We start from the raw sequence: 22368 nt of genomic DNA, 5'->3' as shown, positions 1-22368 counted from the left end.
CGTCGGGGAAACACGGAACCGCCGCGGCGGTAACAGACGGCACGTAGCGTCGCAGCCACGACGAGAGGAGCCGGAATGCCGCCGACGATCGAGATGACGACCACCTGGGAACGCACCTGCCGAATCGACGACCTCGAGCCGGGATGGGGCGAGGCCGCCCTGCTCGGAGGCCGTCAGGTCGCGATCGTCCGCCTGTCGGACGAAGAGGTGTACGCCGTCGACCACCACGACCCGCACACGGGCGCGCCCGTCATGGCCAGGGGGATCGTCGGTTCGCGCGGCGACCGCCCGACGATCGCCTCGCCGCTGCACAAGGAGGTCTACGACCTCGGCACGGGCGAGTGCTTCAGCGACGGCTCGCTCGCCCTGCGCACCTATCGCACGCGCGTGGTCGGCGGCATGATCGAGGTGGAGCTCGACGGATGACCCGGTCCGCCGCGCTCGTCGCCGCCTCGCACGGCACGTCCTCGGCCGCGGGGCGGGCGGCCGTGGCGGCGCTCGTGGCCGAGGTGCGACGCGCGGCGCCCGACCTCGTGGTCGAGGACGCGTTCGTCGACGTGCAGCAGCCCGACGTGGCATCCGTGCTCGGGTCGCTCGCGTCGGGGCACGATCCGGTGATCGTGCCGCTCCTGCTGTCGGCCGGCCACCACGTGCACGTGGACCTCGCGCGGGAGGCAGCCGGGGCATCCGGCCCGACCCTGCTCGGCGCCGCGCTCGGACCCGACGACCGGCTCGTCGAGGTGCTCTGCGCCCGACTCGCCGAGGCGGGCCTGCGCGGCGACGACCGCGTCGTGCTCGCCGCGGCCGGGTCGAGCGACCCACGCGCCGTCGCCGACTGCCGCGACGTGGGCCGGCGACTTGCGGCGCGCCTCGGGCGCCCCGTGGCCGTCGGATTCCTGTCGGCGGCGCGCCCGGCACTCGCCGACGCCATCGCGCGGACCCGTGCGACCCATCCGGTCTCCCGGGTCGTCGTCGCGAGCTACCTGCTCGCGCCCGGCTACTTCCACGACCTCGCGGTCGCCGCCGGCGCGAACATCACGACCGCGCCGCTCCTGCGGCCGGATGCCCCGACGCCGGCCGCGCTCGTCGAGCTCGTGCTCGATCGCTTCGCCGCCGCCCGCGCGCTCAGCCGCGCTGCGTGAGCACGATGGGATCGCCGTCGGTGACCGCGATGGTGTGCTCCGAGTGCGCGCCGCGCGACCCGTCGGCGCTGCGCAGCGTCCAACCGTCGGGGTCGGTGAAGATGCGGTCGGTGGTCTCGAGGAACCACGGCTCGATCGCCACGACGAGGCCGGGCTTCAGGGGCAGCCCCCGCCCGGGACGGCCGTTGTTCGGGATGTGCGGGTCGCCGTGCATGGTGCGTCCCACGCCGTGCCCGCCGAAGTCGGTGTTGATCGAGTAGCCCCCGGCCTTCGCGACATCCGCGATCGCGCGGGAGATGTCGCCGATGCGGTTGCCCGGGCGCGCCGCGGCGATGCCCGCCTCCAGCGCCCGCTCGGTCGTCTCGATGAGCCGCAGATCCTCGGGGCGCGGCGTGCCGACCACCACCGAGATCGCCGAGTCGGCGACCCAGCCGTTCACCTTCGCGGCGAAGTCGAGGTTCAGCAGGTCGCCGTCGCGGAGCCGGTAGTCGTGGGGGAGTCCGTGCAGCACGGCATCGTTCACCGACGTGCAGAGCACCTTGCCGAACGGGCTCGCGCCGAACGACGGGTGGTAGTCGATGTAGCAGCTCTCGGCGCCCGCCTCGCGGATCATGTCGTGCGCGAGCGCGTCGAGCTCGAGCAGGTTCACGCCCACGGCCGCGGCCTTCGACGTCGCCTCCAGCACGCTCGCCACGAAACGGCCCGCGGGCCGCATCTCCTCGATCTCGGCGGGGGTCCTCAGTTCGATCACGCTCAATCCCTTCCGAGTCCATTCTGTCGGCTCCGCCCTGAGTGAACACCCGGCCCGCGCGAAGGATGCCCGGGTTACGCTGTGGCCATGCTCATCCGGCGCGCATTCCTCTGGTGGCTGATCGCCGCCGCCGTCGTGCTGCCGATCTGGCTCGGTATCGGGTGGATCGTGTTCGGGCAGGGCGGCTGGGGCACGCTCGGCCTCGTGATCACGGTACCCGTCGCGTTCATCACGCTCGGGGTCGTCGCCCTCCTCGTGAGGATCCGTCCGACCGTGCGTGCCGAGCGCGCGGCGTCGTGGATCGACGTCGGCGTGATCGGGGCGTTGCACGCCGCCGTCATCGGCGTCGGGTTCTACGGCGAGGGCGGCTCGTTCTTCGGCGTCATGGCGATCCTGCTCGCGATCGCCGCCTTCTGGACCTCCGTGTGGCAGCTCGCCACCGACGGGGCGAAGCGCATGCAGGCCACCATGGCCGAGTTCGAGCGCCTCGCCGCCCAGCAGGCCGGCCAGGGCGGTGAGCCGGATGCCGCGTCCCGCACGTTCATCCGCGCTGACGAGGAGGTCATCGTCATCCGGGAGCGCACCGAGCGCACCGGCGACGACGGAGGGCAGCGGGGCGACCGCCGGGCGTGACCGCGACGGGGCATCCGTCAGCGAACTCGCCGGCTCGCGGTTTCGCCGCTTCGGTCCGCTTTGGCGCGCCGGGCCGCGGCATGGCACAATAGACGATTGTGCCGCCGCAGGTCTCTGCCTCCGGGGAGCAACGCACGGCGCGAGCGATCGCGCGGGCGGCACCGGACACTTCCATCCATGATCCGCGTTCGACCGGTGGCGGGCGCAGAGAGCGAACCATCATGCACATCCTCGACCACGTCGACGCCGCGAGCCTGAGGTCGGACATCCCCGACTTCCGCCCCGGCGACACCGTCAAGGTGCACGTCAACATCGTCGAAGGCACGCGCTCGCGCATCCAGGTCTTCCAGGGCGTCGTCATCGGCCGCTCGGGCGAGGGCGTGCGCGAGACCTTCACGGTCCGCAAGGTCAGCTTCCAGGTCGGCGTCGAGCGCAAGTTCCCGGTGCACTCGCCGGTCATCGACCACATCGAGGTCGTCACCCGCGGTGACGTCCGTCGCGCGAAGCTGTACTACCTGCGCAAGCTCCGCGGCAAGAAGGCGAAGATCAAGGAGAAGCGCGAGAGCTGATCCGATCGCCGCCGCCCGCGCGTCGCGAGCGGCCCGTCATCATCACCGAGCTCCCCACCCCTAGACTGGGTGGGGAGCTCGGGCGGTTAAATGACAGAAGAAGCAAGCACCACGCGGATGGACCGCGCGGGCTCGATATCGGCACGCAGGAAGAAGAGCACGCTCCTCTTCCTGCGAGACCTGCTCGTCATCTTCCTGGTGGCGGTGCTCGTCTCGTTCCTCATCAAGACGTTCCTCATCCGGTCGTTCTTCATCCCGTCGCAGTCGATGGAGCAGACCCTCGTGATGGACGACCGCATCATCGTGAACCAGCTCGTGCCCGAGGTCACGCCCATCTCGCGCGGCGACGTGGTGGTGTTCAAGGACCCGGGCGGTTGGCTCCCCGCGCGGGAGGAGTCGCAGCAGCCGCCGCTCATCGCTGCGGTCGACTGGTTCCTCGCGTTCGTGGGACTCTCGGCACCCGACTCGAACGACCATCTCGTCAAGCGCGTCATCGGCCTGCCGGGCGACCACGTCGTGTGCTGCAACGCGCTCGGCCAGCTGAGCGTCAACGGCGTACCGCTCGACGAGCCGTACGTGGCGCTACCGCCCGGCGAGACCAAGGTGTCGCGCGACGACTTCGACGAGGTCGTGCCCGACGATTCGCTCTGGGTCATGGGCGACAACCGGTACAACTCGAAGGACTCCCGCTACAACGGCGACACGCCGCTCGAGGGCTTCGTGCCCATCGACAACGTGGTGGGCCGGGCGTTCGTGGTGAGCTGGCCGGTCGACAACTGGGCGTGGCTGGGCAACTACCCCGAGACGTTCGCCGGCGTCGACGAGGGAACCGGCTGACCATGACGCCGCCCGTCCCGGTTCCCACCCTGAAGCTCGAGCGCGAACTGTTCGGCTCGGGGGCGCCCATGGTGCTGGCGTGCGACGAGGTGGGACGCGGTGCGCTGGCCGGGCCCGTCACCGTCGGCATCGTGCTCATCGACCCGACCGTCCGGCGCATGCCCGCGGGCCTGCGCGACTCCAAGCTGATGCCCGAGCCGAAGCGCGAGGCGATGGCGCCGAGGGCGTCGTCGTGGGTGCACGCCTGGGCCGTGGGCGAGGCATCCGCCGCCGAGATCGACGAGCACGGCATCATGGCGTGCCTCGGCCTCGCGGGCGCGCGCGCCTTCCAGGCGCTGACCGCCGCCGTCGACGTGGCCGCCGACGCGCCGCTCCTCCTCGACGGCAACTACGACTGGCTGAGCGCGTCCATCGAGCGCCGCGTGCAGGTCACGACGCGTACCAAGGCCGACCGCGACTGCGCGTCGGTGGCCGCGGCATCCGTCATCGCCAAGGTGCACCGCGACGGCGGCATGCGCCGTGCGCACGAGGAGTTGCCGCTCTACGGCTGGGACGAGAACAAGGGCTACTCCACGCCCGGCCATTTCGCGGCCCTCGACGAGCACGGCCCGAGCGCCCTGCATCGTGCCACCTGGCTGCACGAGCGTCGGGCCGAGGCGCCGACGCTCTTCGACCTCGGCGTAGGATGAATCACAATGGATGAGGACGAGTTCGAAGACTACGACCGCGAGGTCGAGCTGGCCCTGTACCGCGAGTACCGCGACATCGTGTCGCAGTTCCAATACGTGGTCGAGACCGAGCGACGCTTCTACCTCGCGAACGAGGTGGAACTCGTGCGTCGCGACACCGAGCACGACTTCTACTTCGAGCTGAACATGAAGGACGTCTGGGTCTGGGACGTCTACCGCGCCGACCGGTTCGTGAAGTCGGTTCGCGTGCTGACGTTCAAGGACGTCAACGTCGAGGAGCTCGCGACGCGCGAGTTCGAGCTGCCCAAGGAACTCGCGCTCGACGAGTAGGACTCGTCCTCCGGCTCGCGCTCGGGCCGGGACTTGTCCGCGGATCGGCTGTGGACGCCGTATCCGTGATCGATCCGCGTCACCTGCCGTTCCGGCCGGACGCGCGCCGCCACGCTGTTCGCGGAGGTGGTGCGGATGGCGCACAACGCGGAACTCGGTCGGCGCGGCGAACAGCTCGCGGTCGACCATCTGGTCGGTCGCGGCATGGAGGTGCTCGACCGCAACTGGCGGTGCCGGCTCGGCGAGATCGACATCGTCGCGCTCGACGGGCGTGACACGGTCTTCGTCGAGGTGAAGACGCGCACCACGCACGATTACGGGCATCCGTTCGAGTCGATCACGCCGGTCAAGCTCGCGCGGCTGCGGCGCCTTGCGGTCGCGTGGTGCGAGGCGACGGATGCCGCGGTCTCGCGCATCCGCATCGACGCGGTCGCCGTGCTCGCCCCCACCGAGGCGCCCGCGCTCATCGAGCACCTCGAGGGGATCAGCTGATGCCGGTCGCGCGCACGCGTTCGGTGGCGTTGCTCGGCCTCGCCGGGTCGATCGTCGAGGTCGAGGCCGACCTGTCGAGCCAACTGCCCGGGTTCGTGATCATCGGCCTGCCCGACGCGGCGCTCGGCGAGGCGCGGGAGCGCGTGCGCTCCGCGGCGACGAACGCCGGCTGTCCGCTGCCGCAGCGCAAGCTCACGATCAACCTCTCGCCTGCCGCGTTGCCGAAGCACGGGTCGGGGTTCGACCTCGCGATCGCGCTCGCGTGCCTCGCAGCATCCGGCGATCTCTCGGTGGAGTCGATCGATCGCGTCGTGCACCTCGGCGAGCTCGGCCTCGACGGCCGGCTGCGCCCGATCGACGGCATCCTGCCCGCCGTGCTTGCCGCCGCACGCGCCGGATACGACACCGTCATGGTGCCCGAGGCGAACGCCGCCGAGGCGGCCCTGGTGCCCGGTGTCCAGGTGATCGGGGTCGCCTCGCTCCTCGAGGCCGCCATCCGGCACGGGGGTCGGTTCGAGGAGCGGCCGGTGGATCCGGTGCCGGCGATCGTGCGCTCTGACGCGGGGCCCGTCGCCGTCGGGGACCTCGCGGATGTCGCGGGCAACCACGAGGCCGTCGACGCCCTGCTCACCGCGGCCGCCGGTGGGCACCATCTCTTCCTCCTCGGGCCGCCGGGTGCCGGCAAGACGATGCTCGCGTCGCGGCTGCCCGGCATCCTGCCCGACCTCGACGCCGACGCAGCGCTCGAGGTCGCGTCGATCCGCTCACTCTCGGGGCTCCCGCTCGACGGCGGCCTGTCCAGTCGGCCGCCGTTCGAGGCGCCGCATCACACGGCCTCGGCCGCGGCCATGGTCGGCGGCGGCAGCCGCGTCATCCGCCCGGGCGCGGTGGTGCGCGCCTCGCACGGCGTGCTCTTCCTCGACGAGGCTCCCGAGTTCCCCGCGAGCGTGCTCGACGTGCTCCGCCAGCCGCTCGAGTCTGGGTCGATCGCCATTCACCGGGCGAACGCGGTCGCCTCGTTCCCGGCACGCTTCCAGCTCGTGATCGCCGCGAATCCGTGCCCTTGCGGCAACGCGGGGGTCAAGGACTCGACGTGCACGTGCACGCCCGTGATGCGCCGCCGGTACCTCGCCCGTATCTCCGGACCGCTGCTCGATCGCATCGACCTGCAGATCCCCGTGCCACGGATCACCGCAGCCGCCTTGCGCATGGCGGGTGAGCAGCCGGGCCTGAGCAGCGTCGAGGCACGGCGGCGCGTCGTCGAGGCGCGTGCCGTCGCGGGCGAGCGACTCCGCGGCACGCCGTGGCGCACGAACGCCGAGATGCCCGGCCCATGGCTCCGCGGCGCGGGGCGGTTGCACCCGGGCGGTCGGGCCACCGCCGCGCTCGACTACTCGCTCGAACGCGGCGGCATCACCATGCGCGGCTACGACCGCGTGCTGAAGACCGCGTGGACGCTCGCCGACCTCGACGGTGCGACGGCGCCCGACGCGGGGCACGTCGGCCGTGCGCTGCTGTTCCGGAAGGGGATCACGGCATGAACGTCGTCGAACGCTCGGCGAAGCAGTCGGAGGCCGAGTTCGCGGCGGTGCGTCGCGGCGTCGCGGGTACGGAACCGGGCGACCTCGACGCGTTCGCGAGGGCGGTGCTCGGGCTCGTCGCCGAGCCCGGCGACGGGGTCCTCGGGCGGGTGATCGCGGCGATCGGGGCCGTCCGCACCGCGGAGCTGCTGCTCGAGCGCGTCACGGCCGAGACGCTCTCGGGTGTCGTCGCCGATGTCCGCGGCGACCTCGACGAGCGGGAGGCCGCCACGGGCCTGGATCGCTGGCTGCCACGACTGGAACATGCGGCCTTCGTGCGCTCGCTCGGGCAGGCCGCACGGGTCGGTGCCGGCTTCGTCGTGCCGGGCGACCGTGCCTGGCCGGCGCAACTCGACGAGTTGGGCGCGCACGCCCCGATCGGCCTCTGGGTGCGTGGCCGCCGGGATGCCCTGGCCCGAGACATCCGTTCGATCTCGCTCGTGGGCGCGCGGGCCGCGACGGGCTATGGCGAACACGTCACCATGGAGGCGTCGGCGGGCCTCGTCGACCGCGGCTTCACCATCGTCTCGGGTGGCGCGTACGGCATCGACGGCATGGCGCACCGTGCCGCACTCGCGAGCAGCGGAGTCACGGTGGCGTTCCTGGCCGGCGGGGTGGACCGCTTCTATCCGCTCGGGCACGAGTCGCTGCTCGGCCGCATCGCCGAGACCGGGGCCGTCGTCTCCGAGCTGCCGTGCGGCGCCGCGCCCACGAAGTGGAGATTCCTGCAACGAAACCCGCAATAAGTGCATTCACCGGGCTCAGTGCGTTTACACGCTTTCGAGCGTGTCGCGCATGGTGCGCCATTCGGCCGCGTAGGCCGTCAGGATCCCGGCGACGACGGATCCCGGCTTACCTGCCTGCTGGGCCGCGAGGGCCGCGGCGTAGGCCGCCTGAGCGAAGCTCTCTTGGAGGGACTCGGTCGCTGGGCGAGCGGCGACTGAGGCGTGGATCTCGGCGGCGTCCATCGGCACACTCAGAACATGCGGACGCTGGTGTCTGGGGCCGCTGCCTTGGATGCGGCGATGTACGGCAGGACTGTGGGCGGGATCTGAGGCCTCTTCCCGGCGAGGAGTTGGTCCGTCGTGATGATCTGAAGGCGAGGGTACGTCTGGCCGGTCGCCGGGTGGGTGTACGAGCCGGAGTGGTGGACTTCTTCGAGCATTCCGCGCGTGGGCTCTGTCTGCGTAATGAGGACGCCGAGCTCGGCTTTCTGCCGTTCAATGGTGCCTCGCAGATCGCGCACCATCGCCGGGTTGAGCTGCTTGCCTCCCTTGACGCTCACGAGGACGCGACCGAACTCGTTTGCGGTGCCTAGGGGGAAGCGCGCGACGCCGTCGATCCCACGGTCGCCGACCTGCTTTTCGTTCGGCTGAGCATTGATCTGCGACACCGCCCAGCGCTCGAAGTCGAACGGGTTTCGGTCGAATAGGGCCTGAGCACCGCCGCTGTCCCGCGGTATCCCGCTTACGTCGTATGAGGCTTTGATCGAGGGGCCGTGGGCGTGAAGTAGGCGCTTCTCGATCAGATCCACGGCGATGTACGTGATATCGATTCCGATCCATCGTCGCTTCAGGTTTTGCGCCGCGTCGATCGTGGTCCCACAACCGGCGAATGGATCGAGGACCACGTCGCCCTCGTTGCTGGCCAGCTTCAGGATGCGCTCCAGCAAGGCAAGGGGCTTCTGTGTGGGATAACCCAGTCGTTCGGCGGCTTGTGAGTTGAGGGGGGCGATGTCTTCCCAAACATCACTCATGGGTCGGCCGCGCATTTCGTCGAGGTAGCGCTTCATCTGCGGGACTCTTCCCGGCGCTGTCTGTACCACGATCCCTGCCTCGTACGCGGCTTGCATTCGCTCCTTAGTCCATCTCCATACGCGGGTAACCCCGAGGAATTCGTAGGTGAGATTGGGCCGGTCGCGGTTTGGATTCACGAGGTTGTCGAGCCGGTAGAGACGGCCGTCGGGATCCCGGTGGCTGTACTTGCTGAGGGTCTTCGCATCGAGCGCGTCGGCGTCGTAGGCGATGAAGCTCGCGCGCTCGTTCCAAACCGCTTTCTCGCTAGCTGCGTACACGAGAATGACGTCGTGGTTACTCGCAAGTCGAGTGGTTGAGTGACTCTTGGACGACGTGCGTTTCCAAATGACCTCGTTCCGGAAGCTGCGAGGGTCGAATATCGCGTCCAGTAGCACCTTCAAGTAGTGCGACATTACGGGGTCGCAATGAAGCCAGAGCGAGCCAGTTGGCTTCAGAACGCGGCGAAGCTGAACTAGGCGTGGAGCCATGTTGACGAGGTACGCCAGCGCGTCGTTCTCGCCGAGTAGCGTTCTAAATGCCGTGAGGGCATCGCCGACGGTAACCGGTAGACCGCCACTGACGTACGCGGCGAATTCCTCCTCGGTCGCCTGCGTCCATGTCCAAGTGTCGGTGAACGCTTCGATCTGTGCGCCGACGTCGTGGTGGGCGTCGGTTCCTCGGGCGAAAATGACGTTGTAATTGCGGGCGGAGTTGAAGGGCGGATCCAGATACACGAGGTCGACGGAGTCCGTCGGTAGCTTCGCGAGTACTTCGAGGTTGTCACCGTAAAAGAGCTTGTTGTCCGCCACGTCGCGAGCCTATAGGTCCGGGCCGACTTGCCGGGCGCGGCGCTCAGCGGGCCGCAGAACTGACGACAGCTCCGCCCCAGTGCGAGACAGGGGCGGAGCGTAATCAGCCGCCAACAAATCGCCTGCGGCCGGGACGAGGCTGGCTAGAGCGGGGCGGGGTCAGCCGCGACGGGTGAGGACGTCGTAGCCGGGATGCGACGTCTCGCGGTCGAGCTGGCAATCCCAGCACCGGCCGTAGCCGTTCTGCGGGAAGTCGCCGACGAGGAGGAGGCGGCCGCATGGGCCGACGCATCGCTGCATGGGGGCTCCCTTCGGGGGTCGTGGAAAACGGGGCGGTGTACGTAAAAATCCGGAGCTATACGTACGGACAATGAGGCGCTATGCCACACCGATGTGGAAGCCGTAGGGGGGAGGGGAGACATCCCCCACCCCCTCCGAGCGAGCCGGGGGGCTTCTCAGGAAGTCACGCCGACGGAGCGCCGAGGTCGAGCTCGTCGAGCTTCGCGCTCGTGCGCTGTACCGTCGCGATGGACGCCGCGAGGGCCCGGCGGCCTTGGATGTAGGCCGCGCGGACGGCGAGGCGGCGAGGGTCGGCCACAGTGTCCCCGGTCGGGTCCGGGACGCCGCCGGGCGAGCGTCGTCCCTCGTCGTCGCGGGGCCGGGGCGTGGGCCCGCGGGTCCATTGGACGTCTTCGGCAGCGCCGAGGACATGGGCGAGGAGGAGCGTCTCCTCGGCGAGCTCGTCGAGGGGGGCGGGGAGCGTCGGCATGGGGCGTCCTTTCGTTGGGGGCGGGTTCGTCGACGGGCCGGGGGCTACGCCGCGCGACGGGCGGCGCGGGCGGCGGCCTCCTCGCGGCGGATCTCGGCGATCGGGAGCCACTCGCCAGAGACGTCCGAGAGGGCGAGGCGCTCGCCGGGGCGGAAGGCGCGGACGGCCTCGGGCTTCGGGGCGGCAGGCTTCGAGGGGGCGAGCTTCGCGGTCTTCGGGGCCGTGAGCTCGCGGGAGCGCTGCTCGGCGTGCGCGAGGCGCTCGGCCGCCGAGAGGCGGGCCCATTCGCCCATGCTGTGAGGGCGGCGGAGGTTCGCCGGGGCGCGTCGCACGTCGACGCCCTCGACGAAGCGCTGGAAGATATCGAGCTGGCGGCGGGCGGCGACGGAGAGCGGGGCGGTCGGGGTGGTGGTCATGCGGCGGGGTCCTTTCAGGAGTGGGCGGAGGGCGTGCGGACCGTGCCGACGAAGCCGCGCGAGCGGCCCGTCGCGGCGCGGCGGAGGTAGCGGATCTCGCGGCGGGTCAGATAGACGCCGGAGGACTCGGAGAGGCCGACGGAGTGTTCGCCGAGCGTCTCCTGTGCGATGCCGCGGGGGTTCTCGTACTCGCGGCGGGCGGCCTTCAGGACGACGGACGCGGCGATCGGTGGGGCGTCGAGCTCCCACGAGGCCGCGACGGAGGCCGGGACCTCAGCGAGGGCGAGGGTCGTCGCGTCGGCGAGGGCGGACTCGGCTCGGACGAGGTCCTCGGCGGCGAGAGATCCCACGGGGACGCCGAGGCGAGACTCCAGCGCGGAGACGGGGGGAGGGAGAGCGGGCATGACGGGGCTCCTAACGGGATGCTCGGGCGGCGGCGCGCTCAGCGGCGCGACGGGCCTCGCGGGAGGACATGGGACGGGTCGGGGCCGACGGGGACGGGGCGGCGAGCCGCGGGCGCTGGAGCTGCGAGCGCTTCAGGCCGCGGTCGCCTGCTCCCAAGGCGCGGACGGACGCGCCCATCAGCGGGCCGCCTTCCGGGCGTCGAGGGCGAGCTTCTCGTAGGCTCGCGCCTCGGCGATTGCGGCCCTCTGAGCCGCTCGGGCCTGAGTCAGGGCCTCCTGCGGGTCGAGGCCGCGCTCGGCGGCGTAGCGCTCGACGTGGGCGCGAGACGCCGGAGAGAGCTCGTCGAGGGTCTTCGGCAGGCGGGCGGCCTCGATCGCGGCGTACATGGCTTCCTGAAGGCGGGGGCTGAGGTAATGCATGGAGGTTCTTCCTTTCGGTCGGGGTTCAGGCGGGGAGCTCGACGAAGCGGCGGGGCCAGTCCTTCACGAGGTCGTAGAGGTCCGGTCGCCAGTCGAAGAGGGGGCGGTCGTGCTTGCCGCCGGGGCCGCGGTTGCAGCTCCAGCAAGCGGGGACGGTGTTCTCCGGGACGTCGAGGCCGCCGAGGGAGACGGGCTCGACGTGCTCGACGTCGGAGAAGGGGCCGCCGCAGTAAGCGCACGTCCAGAGGTCGCGGCGCTCCCAGTCGTCGAGGTAGACGCCGAGGTAGCGGCGGGCGGCACGGGCGGCGGCGCAGTCGCGGCATGAGGCACGGAGGGCGTCGGGCCTGCTCCGGTCGTCGCCGAACGCTGCGAGGGGCAGCGGCTCGCGGCAGGTGCGGCAGCGCTTCAGGCCGTCCGGGCGGAGGCGGGCGCGGTCGGCGGCGATCTCGGCGTCGGAGCGGGCGGCTCGGCGGGCGTGCTTGCGGCGGGTATCCTCGGCGTCACGGCCGGAGGCGACGCGGCGGCGGGAGTACTCGCGCGAGCGCTCGCGGATCTTGTCGGCGTTCTCGGCGCGGTAGCGGGCCTGCTGCTCGCGGACCTTGTCGGCGTTCTCAGCGCGGTAGCGGGCCTTACGCTCGCGGTCGCATTCGCGGCAGGACGAGGCACGGTCGTCGCGGCGGCGCTTGTCGCGGGGGAAGTCGTCGAGGGCTTTCGTCTCGCCGCATCGGGTGCAGCGCTTCACGAGCGGGCCTCGGCGGGGGCGGGGAACGCCGATGGATGCGCGGCCAGATACGAGTCGAGCCGAGCCTCGATCCGGCCGAGGCCGAGGCGGGCGGCAAACCTCGGGCCACGGCTCGCGGCGAGGGCCTCCAGCGCGGCGAGGCCGAAGCGGTCGACGAGGTCGACGAGCGACTGGGGGGAGGTCTGAGGGGTCATCGTGAGGTCCTTTCGTGGGTACGGGCCGCAATGGCGGCGTGGGCGGCGTCGAGGTCGAGGGGCTCGTCGGAGGCCTCCAGCTCGCGCCGGTCGCGCTGGAGGAGCAACGCTCCGAGCTTGTCTCCGGCGGCGAGGCGCTCGCGGATCGCGTCGAGGTAGAGCGCGGCGATACGGTCGCGGGTCGCCGGGGTGGCGGCGTCGGGCGTGGGCTGGGTCATGGTGGGCTCCTCGGGGGTTGCGCGGGTGGGTTCGGGGATGACGAGGTAGCGGCGTCGGGCTCCGCCGGAGACGATCTCGCCGAGCTCGTCGAGGAGCTCATAGAAGGTCGTCCGGCCGACGCGGAGAGCGCCGGGGAAGGCCTCGCGGACGCGCCCGGAGTGGGAGACGGCGGCTCGCCATGAGTCCCAGACGTCGCCGAGAAGGTGGCGGCCGGAGGTCAGCGTCGGGAGCCACTTCGAGAGGACGGCGCGGGCGTCGTCGCGGTCGCGGGAGCGAGAGGCGGCGGCGTAGGCGTTCGCGGTCGTGCGGCCGAGGGCGGTGCGCTTGGCGGCGCGACGGGCGCGTGCGGCCTCGGCGAGGGCGTCGAGGTCGTCGTCGGTTGCCTCCGGGAGGAGGTCGCGGGCGTGGGCCGTCAGTCGCCGGAGGTATCCGCCGTCGGCGTGGTCGCGGATCGCTCGGGCGGTGGCCGTCGCGCGTGCGCGGGCGCGGGCGTCGTCGACGAGGTCGGCGGCGGCGTCGAGAGCGGCGAGGGCGAGGTCGCCGACGAGGGGCCGGAGCTCGTCGAGGGGGATCCGGCGGGGCTCGTCGCCGGAGACGTCGAGGACGGTCGAGTAGGTCTCGTGCTCGACGATGCGGAGGCCGCGGGTGGCGAGCTCGTCGGCGATGACGCGGGCGAGGCTGACCGCGTGGGCGGCCCACTCGCCGGAGGGAAGGGCGGCAACGCTTTGCTGGGTGATCGCGGCGGCCTGTTCTGGGGTGAGGTTCATGTGAGGTTCCAAGGCTCGGGGTGGGTGATTGGGCGGGGAGGCGGCCGGGGGCCGCATTGCAGCGCCGGGGCGGGCGCTTTCGGGTGGGGTGAAGAGTTGGCGTGGGCGTGGTGGTGAATCGTCACTTCCCTTCTCCTGCACTAGAGCGAGCGCGCTAGTAGAGGGAATAGAGAGTGACGATTCAGCACCACGCACACGCGAACTTTTCACCTTGGGAGGGCTCAGGGCTTCGCTCGGCGTGGCCCGGGGGCGTCGCCCGCCCTCTTCGGCGTGGTGGACCGGCGAGGTCCGCAGAACTGCCACCTTTTCGACCCAGAGAGGGGGAGATACGAAGTGGTGATTCACCACCACGCACACGCGAACTGTTCACCCCCTCAGGGAGCGAGGGCCGTTTACACGGCCTCGTCGTCGCCGAGGAGGGCGCTGGCGCGGTCGAGATCTGGGCCGTCGGCCGTCGCGAAGAATGCCGCGGCGTCGAGGATCAGCGCCGAGCGGCGGCGGGTTCGGCTGAGGGCCTTACGGCAGGCGTCCGAGCATGTCTGAGCGTGGGAGCGCGGCGAGTCGAAGCGGACGCCGCAACGGATGCAGCGGATCGAGTGAAGCATGAGGCCTCCAGTCACGGATTGAGTGCGAGAGAAAGCGGGGCCGCCCCTCAGCTCCGAAGAAGGAGAGAGGCGGCCCCGCGAAGGGGTGATTACGCCGCGGTGAGTACGCGGACCGCGCCGCCGTTCGCGACGAGCGAGACGGTGCCGTCCTCGTTGTCGACGGGGAGCGGGAGCGGCTTCACGGCGACGAACGAGCTCACGAGCGAGCGCTCGACCGCGACCGTCGGGTCGTAGGCGCGGATCACGCGGAGCGCGAAGCCGCCGTGAGTCACCGACGCCGAGTAGGGCGCGCCCTCGGGGGCGAGCGGGGCGCGCACCACGAGCGCGAAGGCGTTCGGGATGAAGCCGATAACCTCGTCGGCGGCGAGGCGGGTCGACTCTACGATCTCGAAGCCGCGGACCTTGCCGTTGCCGTCGATCGCCTCGGCGTCGAGGAGGTCGCCGTAGACGCCGGAGCCGACGGCGGCGATCATGCGGGCCCCGGTTGGGACGCCGTTCTCGCGGAGCTTCGCGCGGATCTTCGTGAAGGTCTTCGCCGGAGTGAGCGCGTCATAGGTGATCGCGGTCGACTCGGGCGTCGCCTGCATCCCGGCGGCGACGGTCGCCTCGATGTCGCGGGCGATCGAGCTGGCCTGAGGCACGAGGACGCGAGACGTGTAGTTCTCGATGTTCAGCGTGAGGTCCTCCTCGGAGAGGGGGACCGAGCTGTAGACGTGGTCCTTCAGCTCGACCGGGATCAGTTGCTCGTTGATCGAGCCCTGAGCGAGCGGGGTCGTCGTGTCGCCGACGTCGCGCTTGCTCACAGCCGCCGAGCCGGGGACACGGATCGAGACGATCCGGCCGCTGCCCTCGCTGAAATCGTGGGCGAGGTCCTTGTAGAGGTACTGACCGAGGTTCAGGTCGAGGCCGACGAGCTTGGCGGCGACTCGTGCGACGGTATCGGGGTTCTCAAATGCGTTCGCCATGGTGGCTTGCTCCTTGTGGGTAGCTGGGGTGGATGGGAGGAGCCGCGTCTAGCGGAGAGGTCGTCGCCGATGCCTGATCGACGGGTTGCTCTAGGGGGTGGCGGGGTCGCCGGGGGTCGCCGTGGAGAGGCCTGCTCTCGGAAGGCGGGAGCCGCTCGTCGTGGCGATGCCACGCGGGCGGAAGCTTGGAGGGGGCGAGCCGAGGAGATCCCCTTCCCCGTCGCCACCCCAACAGGCGCGGGAGGGCGGCTCGCCCGGTGCATCGCGTCGGCCCGAAAGGCCCTCAGAGAAAGCAGCCGGGCGATGCAGTTCGCGCGCCGGGAACCTCATTACAAACGGCGCGCCCTCGCGGGCCGTCGGCGTCATTGGCGACGGTCGCGAGTCTTTGGCGGTCACAGGTTGACCGCGAAGAAAAAGGCCCGCCGCGAGGGCGGGCGAATGGGCCCTAGGGGGCTCACAGGAGGAGAGGGCCAGGACTACGCGGACTACCCCTCCACAGGAGGAGAGGGCCAGCAGTACGGCACGTTTCATGGCCGTTTGGCGTGGGATCGTCAGGAGACACAATTCAATTGCGTCCGCCTGTACTGCGACGCAACGAGCACGGCGAATCAGCGGTCGAAAGTCGCAGGAATCCTGTGCATCGGCGTGTCGCGCCGGGCATGACGAAGGCCGCCGGAGGGCGTGTAAACGCGGTCGGCGGCCTTCGGGGGTGGGGTCTAGACGGCGTCGTAGTCTTCGACGGCGTCGGGGTTCAGGTGCGTTGCGATCAGGTGCCAGACGCGGACGCGTCGAGGATCGCGGCCGGGGTAAAGCTCGACCGACAGGAGGCCGCGGACCGTGTCGCGCTGGCGGTCGATATCGAGGTCGGCGAAGCGGGCGGCGACCTCGTCCGCCATGGGGCCGAAGACGTCGCCGAGAGGGACGCTGTCGGCGTCGCCGAGGAGGTCGGCGGCGACGTCGGCGAGCGCCGAGGAGGCCGAGCGCTCCACGCGCGCGGCGTCGAGCTTCGCCTCGATCGAGAGGCGGGCGTCGCGGAGGGAGACGAGGCGCTCTCGGGCGGCGGTCGGCGAGAGGAGGCCCTCGTCGCGGTCGGCGGCCGTTGCGGCGGCGGCGGCATCGTTGCGGCGGAGCTCGTCGAGGAGCGGGGCGAGCTCGGCGGATCGCTGGCCGGGGAGGAGGTCGCGGGCCGTCGTCAGGAAGGCAAGGGCGACCTCGCGGCGGAGGCGGTCGTCGAGGAGCTCGCGCTTGATCGTCGGGTGCGAGCTGTCGGCCTTGCAGCGGTAAGCCTTCGCGAGGTTGAAGATTCGGCCGCCGCAGATGCCGCAACTCACGAGGCCCGAGGCGAGGTAGCGGGGAGTCGGGCCGGGTGTCACGCGGCGCTTCTCGTCGGCGAGGATTGCGCGGACCTCCTCAGCGAGCGCCGGGGCGACGATCGGCTCGACGATCTCGGAGGGGAGGGCCTCGCCGAAGCGGTGGACGGATCCGCCGTAGGCGGGGTTCGTCAGGATGTAGCGGACGCGGCCGGTCGACCACGAGCGGCCGGGCGCGGGGTCGACGCCCTCGGCGGTGAGTGCGAGCGCGAGGGAGCGGAGCGAGCCGCCCTCGGCGACGTGCTGGAACATGCGCCGGACGACGGCGGCCTCGGCTTCGCGAGGGGTGACGCCGTCGACCTCGTAGCCGTAGCGGCGGCGGCCGGGCGTCGGGCGGCCCTTCGCGGCGCGGGCCTCGTTGGCGCGGCGCTGGCGCTCGGACTTGCGGCGGACCTCGAAGCGGGCCAGCGAGGCGAGCATGGAGGCGCGGAATTCGCCGTCGGCGGTCGTGAGGTCGATCTCGCCGTCGACGGTGAGGAGGCGGGCCCCGGTGTCGATGATCGTCGCGAGGTCGCGGGGGTCGCGGAGGAGGCGGTCGAGGTCGACGGCGACCACGATCTCGGCCTCGCCGCGGCGAAGGGCGGCGAGCATCCGGGCCCATTCCGTGCCTTCGCCGCGCTGCTTGAAGGCCGATGTGTCGTTGTCGCGGTAGCGGGCGACGACGTCGTAGCCGCGGACGGCGGCGAGGGCCTCGCAGCGCTCAATCTGGCGGTCGATGCCTTCGCGGACGTCTTCGGACTGGCGGGCATAGATCGCGACGCGGGCGGAGGGGGAGGTCAAAGCGGTCATGTACTTATCGTAGGTTTCGCCAACGCAACAGGCTCATTGCCGCGGCGTCCGATGCCACGGTCGTGCTCGAGGCGGGCCTGCGCTCGGGCTCGATCAACACCGCCGGGCACGCCGCAGAGCTCGGCCGGCCACTCGGCGCCGTCCCCGGACCCGTGACGAGCCCGGCCTCGGCGGGGTGCCATCGACTGTTCCGGGAGTACGACGCCGTGTGCGTCGTCGACGCCGAGCAGATGGCGGAGCTCGCGGGCGGGGGAGAGCCGGTGCGCGCCCGTGGCGATGTGCGTCCGAACGGGGCGAGGCGCCGCGGGGGTCCCGCGGATCTGGATCAGGATGTCGCGGCGCCCTCACCCGACGTACTGCGAGTCACCGATGCACTGAGCACTCGGAGTCCGCGCAGCATCGACGAGATCGCGCGCCGCTCGGGCATGTCGGTGCGCGAGGTCATGGGCGTGCTCGGGCCGCTCGAGCTCCACGGCGTCGCGATGCGTCGCGACGACGGCTGGATCCGGCGGTCGAAGGGGTGAATGCTGTGTCGACGGACGTCAGTCGAGTCAGCGCTCCGACCACCAGCGCGGCAGGTCGGCGATCGAGTCGAGCACGGCGTCGGGCGTGACCTCGCTTGCGAGGTCGGCCTCGGTGAACTTGCCGGTGCGCACCAGCACGCCGACGAGACCCGCGCGTTGGGCGCCCTCGACGTCGGTGAGAACGTCGTCGCCGACCATCACAGCCTGGTCGGGAGCGAGGTTCAGGTCGTCGACGGCCGTGCGGTAGAACGCCGGGTCGGGCTTTCCGAGCACCACCGCCTCCCGGCCGCTCGCGTACTCGAGGGCGCGCACGTACGCGCCGGCGTCGAGACGCAGGCCGTCGTCGGCGCGCCAATACCTGGTCAGGCCGAGCGCGACCAGCGGGGCGCCGGGGTCGGCCATCAGCAGGCGGAACGCACGATTGAGCGTCGCGAAGTCCCATCCGCTCCCGAGGTCACCGACCATGACGGCGTCGGCGCCCTCCTCGGCCGAGACGGGCAGCGGTTCCAGGCCCGCGAACTCGGCCGACGTGGCGTCCGGCACGAACAGCGCCGGGCGTTCGACGCCCTCCCGACGCAACCACGCCGCCGCGACGACGCCGGGCGTAAGGATGCTCGAGGCGTCCGCGGTGATGCCCATGCGCGCAAGCTTCTCGACGATTGCGCTCCGCGGACGCGAGGTGGTGTTCGTCAGATAGCGATGCGCAATGCCCTCGCGCGCGAGCCACGAAACCGCCTCGGCGGCACCGGGCACCGCCTCGTCGCCCACGTAGACGACACCGTCGAGATCCAGCAGGACACCCGCCATGCCTCCATCATGCACGCCGAACGCGACCCTATGCTGGGCGAGGACGCCAGAGCGCGAGGAGGCCCGGATGCAGCTCGGACGATATCCCTCGGCCCGACATGTCGTGGCCCACGTGAGCGACACGCACCTGCTCGCTGCCGGCGCCCCACTCGGCGGCGTGGCCGACACCGTCACGGCGCTCGAACGCACGACGCGCCAACTGGCTCGGCTCGACGGCACCCTCGACGCGATCGTCGTGACCGGCGACGTCACGGACCTCGGCGAACCCGACGCGTACCGGCGCGTGCGGGCCGCCCTCGAACCGCTGGCCGCAGAGACGGGCGCCGAACTCATATGGGTCATGGGCAATCACGACGAGCGCGCGGTGTTCCGGTCCGAGCTCCTCGACGAGCCCGCCACCGACCAGCCGGTGCACCAGGTCACGCAGGTCGGCGGACTCCGCATCATCGCGCTCGACACGAGCGTGCCCGGCTACCACCACGGCGCGCTCGACGCGGCATCCCTCGCCTGGCTGGACGCGGTGCTCGCCGATCCCGCACCCGAGGGCACCCTGATCGCCATGCACCATGCGCCCATCGCGACGCCGCTCGCGCTCATGGACGTGCTCGAACTCCGCGACCAGGACGAGCTCGCCGACATCGTGCGCGGACGCGACGTGCGGATGATCCTCGGCGGTCACCTGCACTACGCCACCAGCGGCATGTTCGCCGGCATCCCCGTGTCGGTCGCGGGCGCGACCGCCTACACGATGGATCTCTCCGCACCGCCCGGTGAACTCGTGGGACTCGACGGCGGCCGCTCGTTCACGCTCGTGCACGTCTACGACGACTCGATCGTGACGTCGGTGGTGCCGGTCGGGCCCTTCCCGCTCGTGACGAGCTTCGGCGCCGAGTTCCTCGCCGAACTCGAGCGGCTCACGCCCGAGGAACGGCTCGATCGGTTCTCGCGCAAGCGGCCGCCGGGGCCGTGAGCCCGTCATGAACCTCGACGGGATGGTCGACGAGTACCTCGCGCATGTACGCACCGAGCGCGGGTACTCCGACCACACCGTCGCGGCCTACCGCGCCGACCTCGTCGAGCTCGTCGACTTCGCGGACGGGCGCGGCGTGGGCGAGCCCGCGCGCCTCGACCTGGCGCTGCTGCGCGACTGGCTGTGGACGGCGACGGAGCGTGGACTGGCCCGCGCGAGCATCGCCCGGCGAGCGGCCTCCGCCCGCGGCTTCACGGCGTGGATGCTTCGACGCGGCGTGATCGCCGCAGACCCCGGCGTGCGACTCAAGGCGCCTCGTGCGCAACGCACGCTGCCGCGGGTCGTCACCGAACGGGCGCTCGCCGATGCGCTCGCCGCGCTCGCCGATCGCGCGGCAGGCGGTGACCCGGTCGCCGTGCGCGACGCCGCCATCGCGGAACTGCTGTACGCGTCGGCGCTGCGCGTCTCGGAACTCGTCGGACTCGATCTCGCCGACCTCGACCGACGGCGCCGCACGGTGCGCGTGACGGGCAAGGGCGCCAAGGAACGCGTGGTGCCGTACGGTGCCCCGGCCGCCCGGGCGCTCGACCGATACCTGGAAGTGGCGCGCCCGCAGATCCTCGCGGCCGCGGAGGAGCATCGCGCGAACACCGGTGCACCGGCCGCTTCGGCGGTGTTCCTCGGCGCGCGCGGTGGCCGACTCGGCGTGCGGAGCGTGCACCGCCTGATCGCCTCGATGCTCTCGTCGATTCCGGGCGCAGGCCCCAGCGGGCCACACGCGCTGCGCCACAGCGCGGCGACGCACCTGCTCGACGGCGGCGCCGACCTGCGCGCCGTGCAGGAGTTCCTCGGGCACGCGAGCCTCGGCACGACGCAGATCTACACGCATGTCTCGGCGGAGCGGCTCAAGCAGAGCTACCGCACCGCGCATCCGCGCGCCTGAGTCACGGACCCATCGGCAGCAGCACCGCGCGCGGCAGCCCGCCGAGGAACAGGAACGGCGACACGTACTCGCCGTCGACCCGCACGCCGAAGTGCACGCACACCGCGTCGCAGTGACCGCCGGATGCCACGGCGCCCACGACGTCACCGGGGGCCACCTCCGTTCCGGCCGCCACGGTGGCGTCGACCGGCTCGATCGCACTCAGCACGCCGTCGCCGTGATCGATCGACACGACGCCCCGCCCGGCCACCGGCCCCGCGAATCGGATGACGCCGGCCGCCGGTGCGACCACCGGGTCGCCGGATTCCGCGGTGATGTCGATGCCGCGGTGACCGGCCGAGTACGGGGTGGGCGGCGCCCGGAACGGCGCCACCACGGCGATCGGCGGCGCGATCGGCCACTCCCACGGGGCGGACGGCTCGGGCGGCTCGGCGACCACCGACCTCGGCGGGCCGGCGTTCGCCGCCGCCGGCATCAGCAGCACGGCTGCGACGGAGGCTGCGAGCAGCAGGGCGGATGCCACGACCACGAGCGTCGCGTGGCGGCCGCGCCGGGCGGGGCGCCCGCGGCGGCGGCGTGACGGGGGAACCAGAGGGCGGGAAGCGAGCATGCGTCGATGCTCGCCGTGCCCGCGGCATCCGTTCACCGATTCCGTCCGGACTGTGCGCTGGAGGCGCCGCACCGCGGTTGGGGAGGACCGGTGCCGGTGGTAGAGTGTCGAGAGCGCCTCGGCCTGCCGGGGCGACTACGCGTGCCATTTCGGCCGACGACTCCACTCAGTCCCACTCGCACGAGCCGGGCGGAGCCGTGCCGGGCACCAGGGCTTCCGGCCGCCGGTCGGAGCGACAACTGAGAACAGAAGGAGTACGGCTCATGGCCGTCGTCACCATTCGCCAGCTGCTCGACAGCGGCGTGCACTTCGGGCACCAGACCCGCCGTTGGAACCCGAAGATGAAGCGCTTCATCTTCACCGAGCGTTCCGGCATCTACATCATCGACCTGCAGCAGTCGCTCGCCTACATCGACAAGGCGTACGACTTCGTCAAGGAGACGGTCGCCCACGGCGGCACCATCCTCTTCGTCGGCACGAAGAAGCAGGCCCAGGAGTCCATCGCCGAGCAGGCGACCCGTGTCGGCCAGCCCTACGTGAACCAGCGTTGGCTCGGCGGCCTCCTCACGAACTTCGCCACGGTCTCCAAGCGCCTCGCGCGCATGAAGGAGCTCGAGGAACTCGACTTCGAGGGCACCACGAGCGGCTTCACGAAGAAGGAGCTGCTCATCAAGAAGCGCGAGCTCGACAAGCTGCACAAGTCGCTCGGCGGCATCCGCAACCTGTCGAAGACCCCGTCGGCGCTCTGGGTGGTCGACACCAAGAAGGAGCACCTCGCGATCGACGAGGCCAAGAAGCTCGGCATCCCCGTGATCGGCATCCTCGACACGAACTGCGATCCCGACGAGGTGCAGTACCCCATCCCGGGCAACGACGACGCGATCCGCTCGGTGAGCCTGCTCACCCGCATCATCGCCGACGCCGCCGCCGAGGGCCTCATCGAGCGCCACCAGAAGCCCGAGGCCGAGGGCAACGTGTCGGCCGTCGAGCCGCTCGCCGAGTGGGAGCAGGAGCTCCTCCAGGCGCAGACGCCCGAGCAGTCGTCCGCCGAGACCGCAAAGGTCGACGAGGCGACCGCCGAGGCCGCCGAGGTCGCCGAGGTCGTCGACGTGGTGTCGGCGGATGCCACCGCGGAGGCCGCGACCGAGTCCGAGGCCGACGCCGCGGGCGCCGCCGCCGCCGAGACCAAGTAAGACCACTCCACACACGACCACGAGTCCAGGAGA

The 22368-nt window shown here is 71.3% G+C and carries 30 protein-coding genes and 1 pseudogene; 15 read left to right on the top strand and 16 right to left on the bottom strand.

All coding sequences use genetic code 11. The features are described 5' to 3' along the window. Positions 1-75 precede the first annotated feature (75 nt). Both nirD and EZM51_RS16510 read left to right on the top strand, forming a co-directional pair. Positions 76-426: a nitrite reductase small subunit NirD gene (gene nirD / locus EZM51_RS16515; RefSeq protein ID WP_136709405.1), complete on the top strand. Its 351-nt coding sequence runs from the start codon at positions 76-78 to the stop codon at positions 424-426. Continuing rightward, entirely contained in the window at positions 423-1142 is a 720-nt protein-coding gene (locus tag EZM51_RS16510; protein WP_136709404.1) for a CbiX/SirB N-terminal domain-containing protein, read from the top strand. Before nirD ends, EZM51_RS16510 begins: the two co-directional genes overlap by 4 nt. Here the strand turns inward: EZM51_RS16510 and map are convergent. Further along, positions 1126-1893 (bottom strand): type I methionyl aminopeptidase, encoded by a 768-nt coding sequence (map, locus tag EZM51_RS16505; RefSeq protein ID WP_136709403.1) that lies wholly within the window; start codon positions 1891-1893, stop codon positions 1126-1128. The two genes, EZM51_RS16510 and map, sit on opposite strands and share 17 nt — an antisense overlap. Positions 1894-1980: 87 nt before the next feature. Between map and EZM51_RS16500 the strand changes: the two genes are divergently transcribed. The 8 genes from EZM51_RS16500 to EZM51_RS16465 all read left to right on the top strand — a co-directional run bounded on the left by EZM51_RS16500 (position 1981) and on the right by EZM51_RS16465 (position 7769). After that, a complete protein-coding gene (locus EZM51_RS16500) occupies positions 1981-2526 on the top strand; it encodes a hypothetical protein (protein WP_136709402.1) in 546 nt (181 codons plus the stop codon). A 221-nt stretch (positions 2527-2747) separates the two neighbouring features. Continuing rightward, positions 2748-3095 (top strand): 50S ribosomal protein L19, encoded by a 348-nt coding sequence (rplS, locus tag EZM51_RS16495; RefSeq protein ID WP_136709401.1) that lies wholly within the window; start codon positions 2748-2750, stop codon positions 3093-3095. Between the two features lie 117 nt (positions 3096-3212). Continuing rightward, positions 3213-3932, top strand: a complete 720-nt coding sequence (gene lepB, locus EZM51_RS16490) for a signal peptidase I (RefSeq protein WP_248305717.1) — start codon at positions 3213-3215, stop codon at positions 3930-3932. A gap of 2 nt (positions 3933-3934) precedes the next feature. After that, the gene (locus EZM51_RS16485; RefSeq protein ID WP_136709399.1) at positions 3935-4621 is read left to right on the top strand and encodes a ribonuclease HII; all 687 of its coding nucleotides are present in this window, start codon (positions 3935-3937) and stop codon (positions 4619-4621) included. A 6-nt stretch (positions 4622-4627) separates the two neighbouring features. Further along, on the top strand, positions 4628-4951 hold the full coding sequence (locus EZM51_RS16480; RefSeq protein ID WP_130352672.1) for a DUF2469 family protein: 324 nt from the start codon (positions 4628-4630) through the stop codon (positions 4949-4951). A gap of 135 nt (positions 4952-5086) precedes the next feature. Then, on the top strand, positions 5087-5443 hold the full coding sequence (locus tag EZM51_RS16475) for a YraN family protein (RefSeq protein WP_136709398.1): 357 nt from the start codon (positions 5087-5089) through the stop codon (positions 5441-5443). Continuing rightward, positions 5443-6984, top strand: a complete 1542-nt coding sequence (locus EZM51_RS16470; RefSeq protein ID WP_136709397.1) for a YifB family Mg chelatase-like AAA ATPase — start codon at positions 5443-5445, stop codon at positions 6982-6984. The genes EZM51_RS16475 and EZM51_RS16470 overlap by 1 nt, the downstream gene beginning before the upstream one ends. After that, positions 6981-7769 carry a DNA-processing protein DprA gene (locus EZM51_RS16465; protein WP_136709396.1) on the top strand — a complete coding sequence of 263 codons (789 nt, stop codon included), beginning with the start codon at positions 6981-6983 and terminating at the stop codon, positions 7767-7769. Before EZM51_RS16470 ends, EZM51_RS16465 begins: the two co-directional genes overlap by 4 nt. Before the next feature lie 24 nt (positions 7770-7793). Here EZM51_RS16465 and EZM51_RS16460 read toward each other — a convergent pair whose 3' ends face one another. From EZM51_RS16460 to EZM51_RS16410, 13 genes are all read right to left on the bottom strand, one after another. Beyond that, entirely contained in the window at positions 7794-7991 is a 198-nt protein-coding gene (locus tag EZM51_RS16460) for a hypothetical protein (protein ID WP_136709395.1), read from the bottom strand. 8 nt (positions 7992-7999) lie between these two features. Beyond that, entirely contained in the window at positions 8000-9628 is a 1629-nt protein-coding gene (locus EZM51_RS16455; protein WP_136709394.1) for a DNA methyltransferase, read from the bottom strand. 159 nt (positions 9629-9787) lie between these two features. Further along, positions 9788-9928 carry a hypothetical protein gene (locus tag EZM51_RS20645; RefSeq protein WP_169053949.1) on the bottom strand — a complete coding sequence of 47 codons (141 nt, stop codon included), beginning with the start codon at positions 9926-9928 and terminating at the stop codon, positions 9788-9790. 163 nt (positions 9929-10091) lie between these two features. Beyond that, positions 10092-10397, bottom strand: a complete 306-nt coding sequence (locus EZM51_RS16450) for a hypothetical protein (RefSeq protein ID WP_136709393.1) — start codon at positions 10395-10397, stop codon at positions 10092-10094. A gap of 44 nt (positions 10398-10441) precedes the next feature. Next, complete coding sequence (locus EZM51_RS16445) at positions 10442-10813, bottom strand: hypothetical protein (RefSeq protein WP_136709392.1); 372 nt, start codon at positions 10811-10813, stop codon at positions 10442-10444. Between the two features lie 14 nt (positions 10814-10827). Continuing rightward, complete coding sequence (locus tag EZM51_RS16440) at positions 10828-11217, bottom strand: hypothetical protein (RefSeq protein WP_136709391.1); 390 nt, start codon at positions 11215-11217, stop codon at positions 10828-10830. A gap of 177 nt (positions 11218-11394) precedes the next feature. Then, the gene (locus EZM51_RS16435; RefSeq protein ID WP_136709390.1) at positions 11395-11637 is read right to left on the bottom strand and encodes a hypothetical protein; all 243 of its coding nucleotides are present in this window, start codon (positions 11635-11637) and stop codon (positions 11395-11397) included. Positions 11638-11662: 25 nt separating this feature from the next. Next, positions 11663-12379, bottom strand: coding sequence for an HNH endonuclease (locus EZM51_RS21275; RefSeq protein WP_169053948.1), 717 nt, complete (start codon positions 12377-12379; stop codon positions 11663-11665). Continuing rightward, positions 12376-12573, bottom strand: a complete 198-nt coding sequence (locus EZM51_RS20640) for a hypothetical protein (protein ID WP_169053947.1) — start codon at positions 12571-12573, stop codon at positions 12376-12378. Before EZM51_RS20640 ends, EZM51_RS21275 begins: the two co-directional genes overlap by 4 nt. Continuing rightward, positions 12570-13559 (bottom strand): hypothetical protein, encoded by a 990-nt coding sequence (locus EZM51_RS16425; RefSeq protein WP_136709388.1) that lies wholly within the window; start codon positions 13557-13559, stop codon positions 12570-12572. Before EZM51_RS16425 ends, EZM51_RS20640 begins: the two co-directional genes overlap by 4 nt. 392 nt (positions 13560-13951) lie before the next feature. Further along, positions 13952-14164, bottom strand: coding sequence for a hypothetical protein (locus tag EZM51_RS20870; RefSeq protein ID WP_136709387.1), 213 nt, complete (start codon positions 14162-14164; stop codon positions 13952-13954). 89 nt (positions 14165-14253) lie between these two features. Beyond that, positions 14254-15129, bottom strand: coding sequence for a P22 phage major capsid protein family protein (locus EZM51_RS16415; RefSeq protein WP_136709386.1), 876 nt, complete (start codon positions 15127-15129; stop codon positions 14254-14256). Between the two features lie 716 nt (positions 15130-15845). Beyond that, entirely contained in the window at positions 15846-17288 is a 1443-nt protein-coding gene (locus tag EZM51_RS16410; protein WP_136709385.1) for a recombinase family protein, read from the bottom strand. Positions 17289-17302: 14 nt separating this feature from the next. Here EZM51_RS16410 and EZM51_RS21270 point away from each other — a divergent pair. Both EZM51_RS21270 and EZM51_RS21265 read left to right on the top strand, forming a co-directional pair. Beyond that, positions 17303-17482, top strand: a pseudogene (locus EZM51_RS21270) (DNA-processing protein DprA); the annotation flags it as partial. Positions 17483-17518: 36 nt separating this feature from the next. Next, positions 17519-17812 (top strand): hypothetical protein, encoded by a 294-nt coding sequence (locus EZM51_RS21265; RefSeq protein WP_282568152.1) that lies wholly within the window; start codon positions 17519-17521, stop codon positions 17810-17812. A 27-nt stretch (positions 17813-17839) separates the two neighbouring features. Here the strand turns inward: EZM51_RS21265 and EZM51_RS16400 are convergent, their stop codons facing one another. Continuing rightward, positions 17840-18619, bottom strand: coding sequence for a TIGR01458 family HAD-type hydrolase (locus EZM51_RS16400; protein ID WP_136709384.1), 780 nt, complete (start codon positions 18617-18619; stop codon positions 17840-17842). A gap of 67 nt (positions 18620-18686) precedes the next feature. Between EZM51_RS16400 and EZM51_RS16395 the strand changes: the two genes are divergently transcribed. Continuing rightward, positions 18687-19589 carry a phosphodiesterase gene (locus EZM51_RS16395; protein WP_136709383.1) on the top strand — a complete coding sequence of 301 codons (903 nt, stop codon included), beginning with the start codon at positions 18687-18689 and terminating at the stop codon, positions 19587-19589. A gap of 7 nt (positions 19590-19596) precedes the next feature. After that, positions 19597-20532 (top strand): tyrosine recombinase XerC, encoded by a 936-nt coding sequence (locus EZM51_RS16390; protein WP_136709382.1) that lies wholly within the window; start codon positions 19597-19599, stop codon positions 20530-20532. 1 nt (position 20533) lies between these two features. On the opposite strand, the gene EZM51_RS16385 is transcribed toward EZM51_RS16390, so the two are convergent. Continuing rightward, positions 20534-21142, bottom strand: coding sequence for a M23 family metallopeptidase (locus EZM51_RS16385; RefSeq protein WP_136709381.1), 609 nt, complete (start codon positions 21140-21142; stop codon positions 20534-20536). Between the two features lie 263 nt (positions 21143-21405). Here EZM51_RS16385 and rpsB point away from each other — a divergent pair, with 263 nt between their 5' ends. Continuing rightward, positions 21406-22335 (top strand): 30S ribosomal protein S2, encoded by a 930-nt coding sequence (gene rpsB / locus EZM51_RS16380; protein WP_136709380.1) that lies wholly within the window; start codon positions 21406-21408, stop codon positions 22333-22335. Positions 22336-22368: the final 33 nt, after the last annotated feature.

The organism is Agromyces sp. H66, assembly GCF_004959775.1.
Taxonomy (GTDB): Bacteria; Actinomycetota; Actinomycetes; order Actinomycetales; family Microbacteriaceae; genus Agromyces.
Note: the sequence above shows the minus strand (reverse complement) of the source record. Positions and strands in the feature narration are given on the sequence as shown.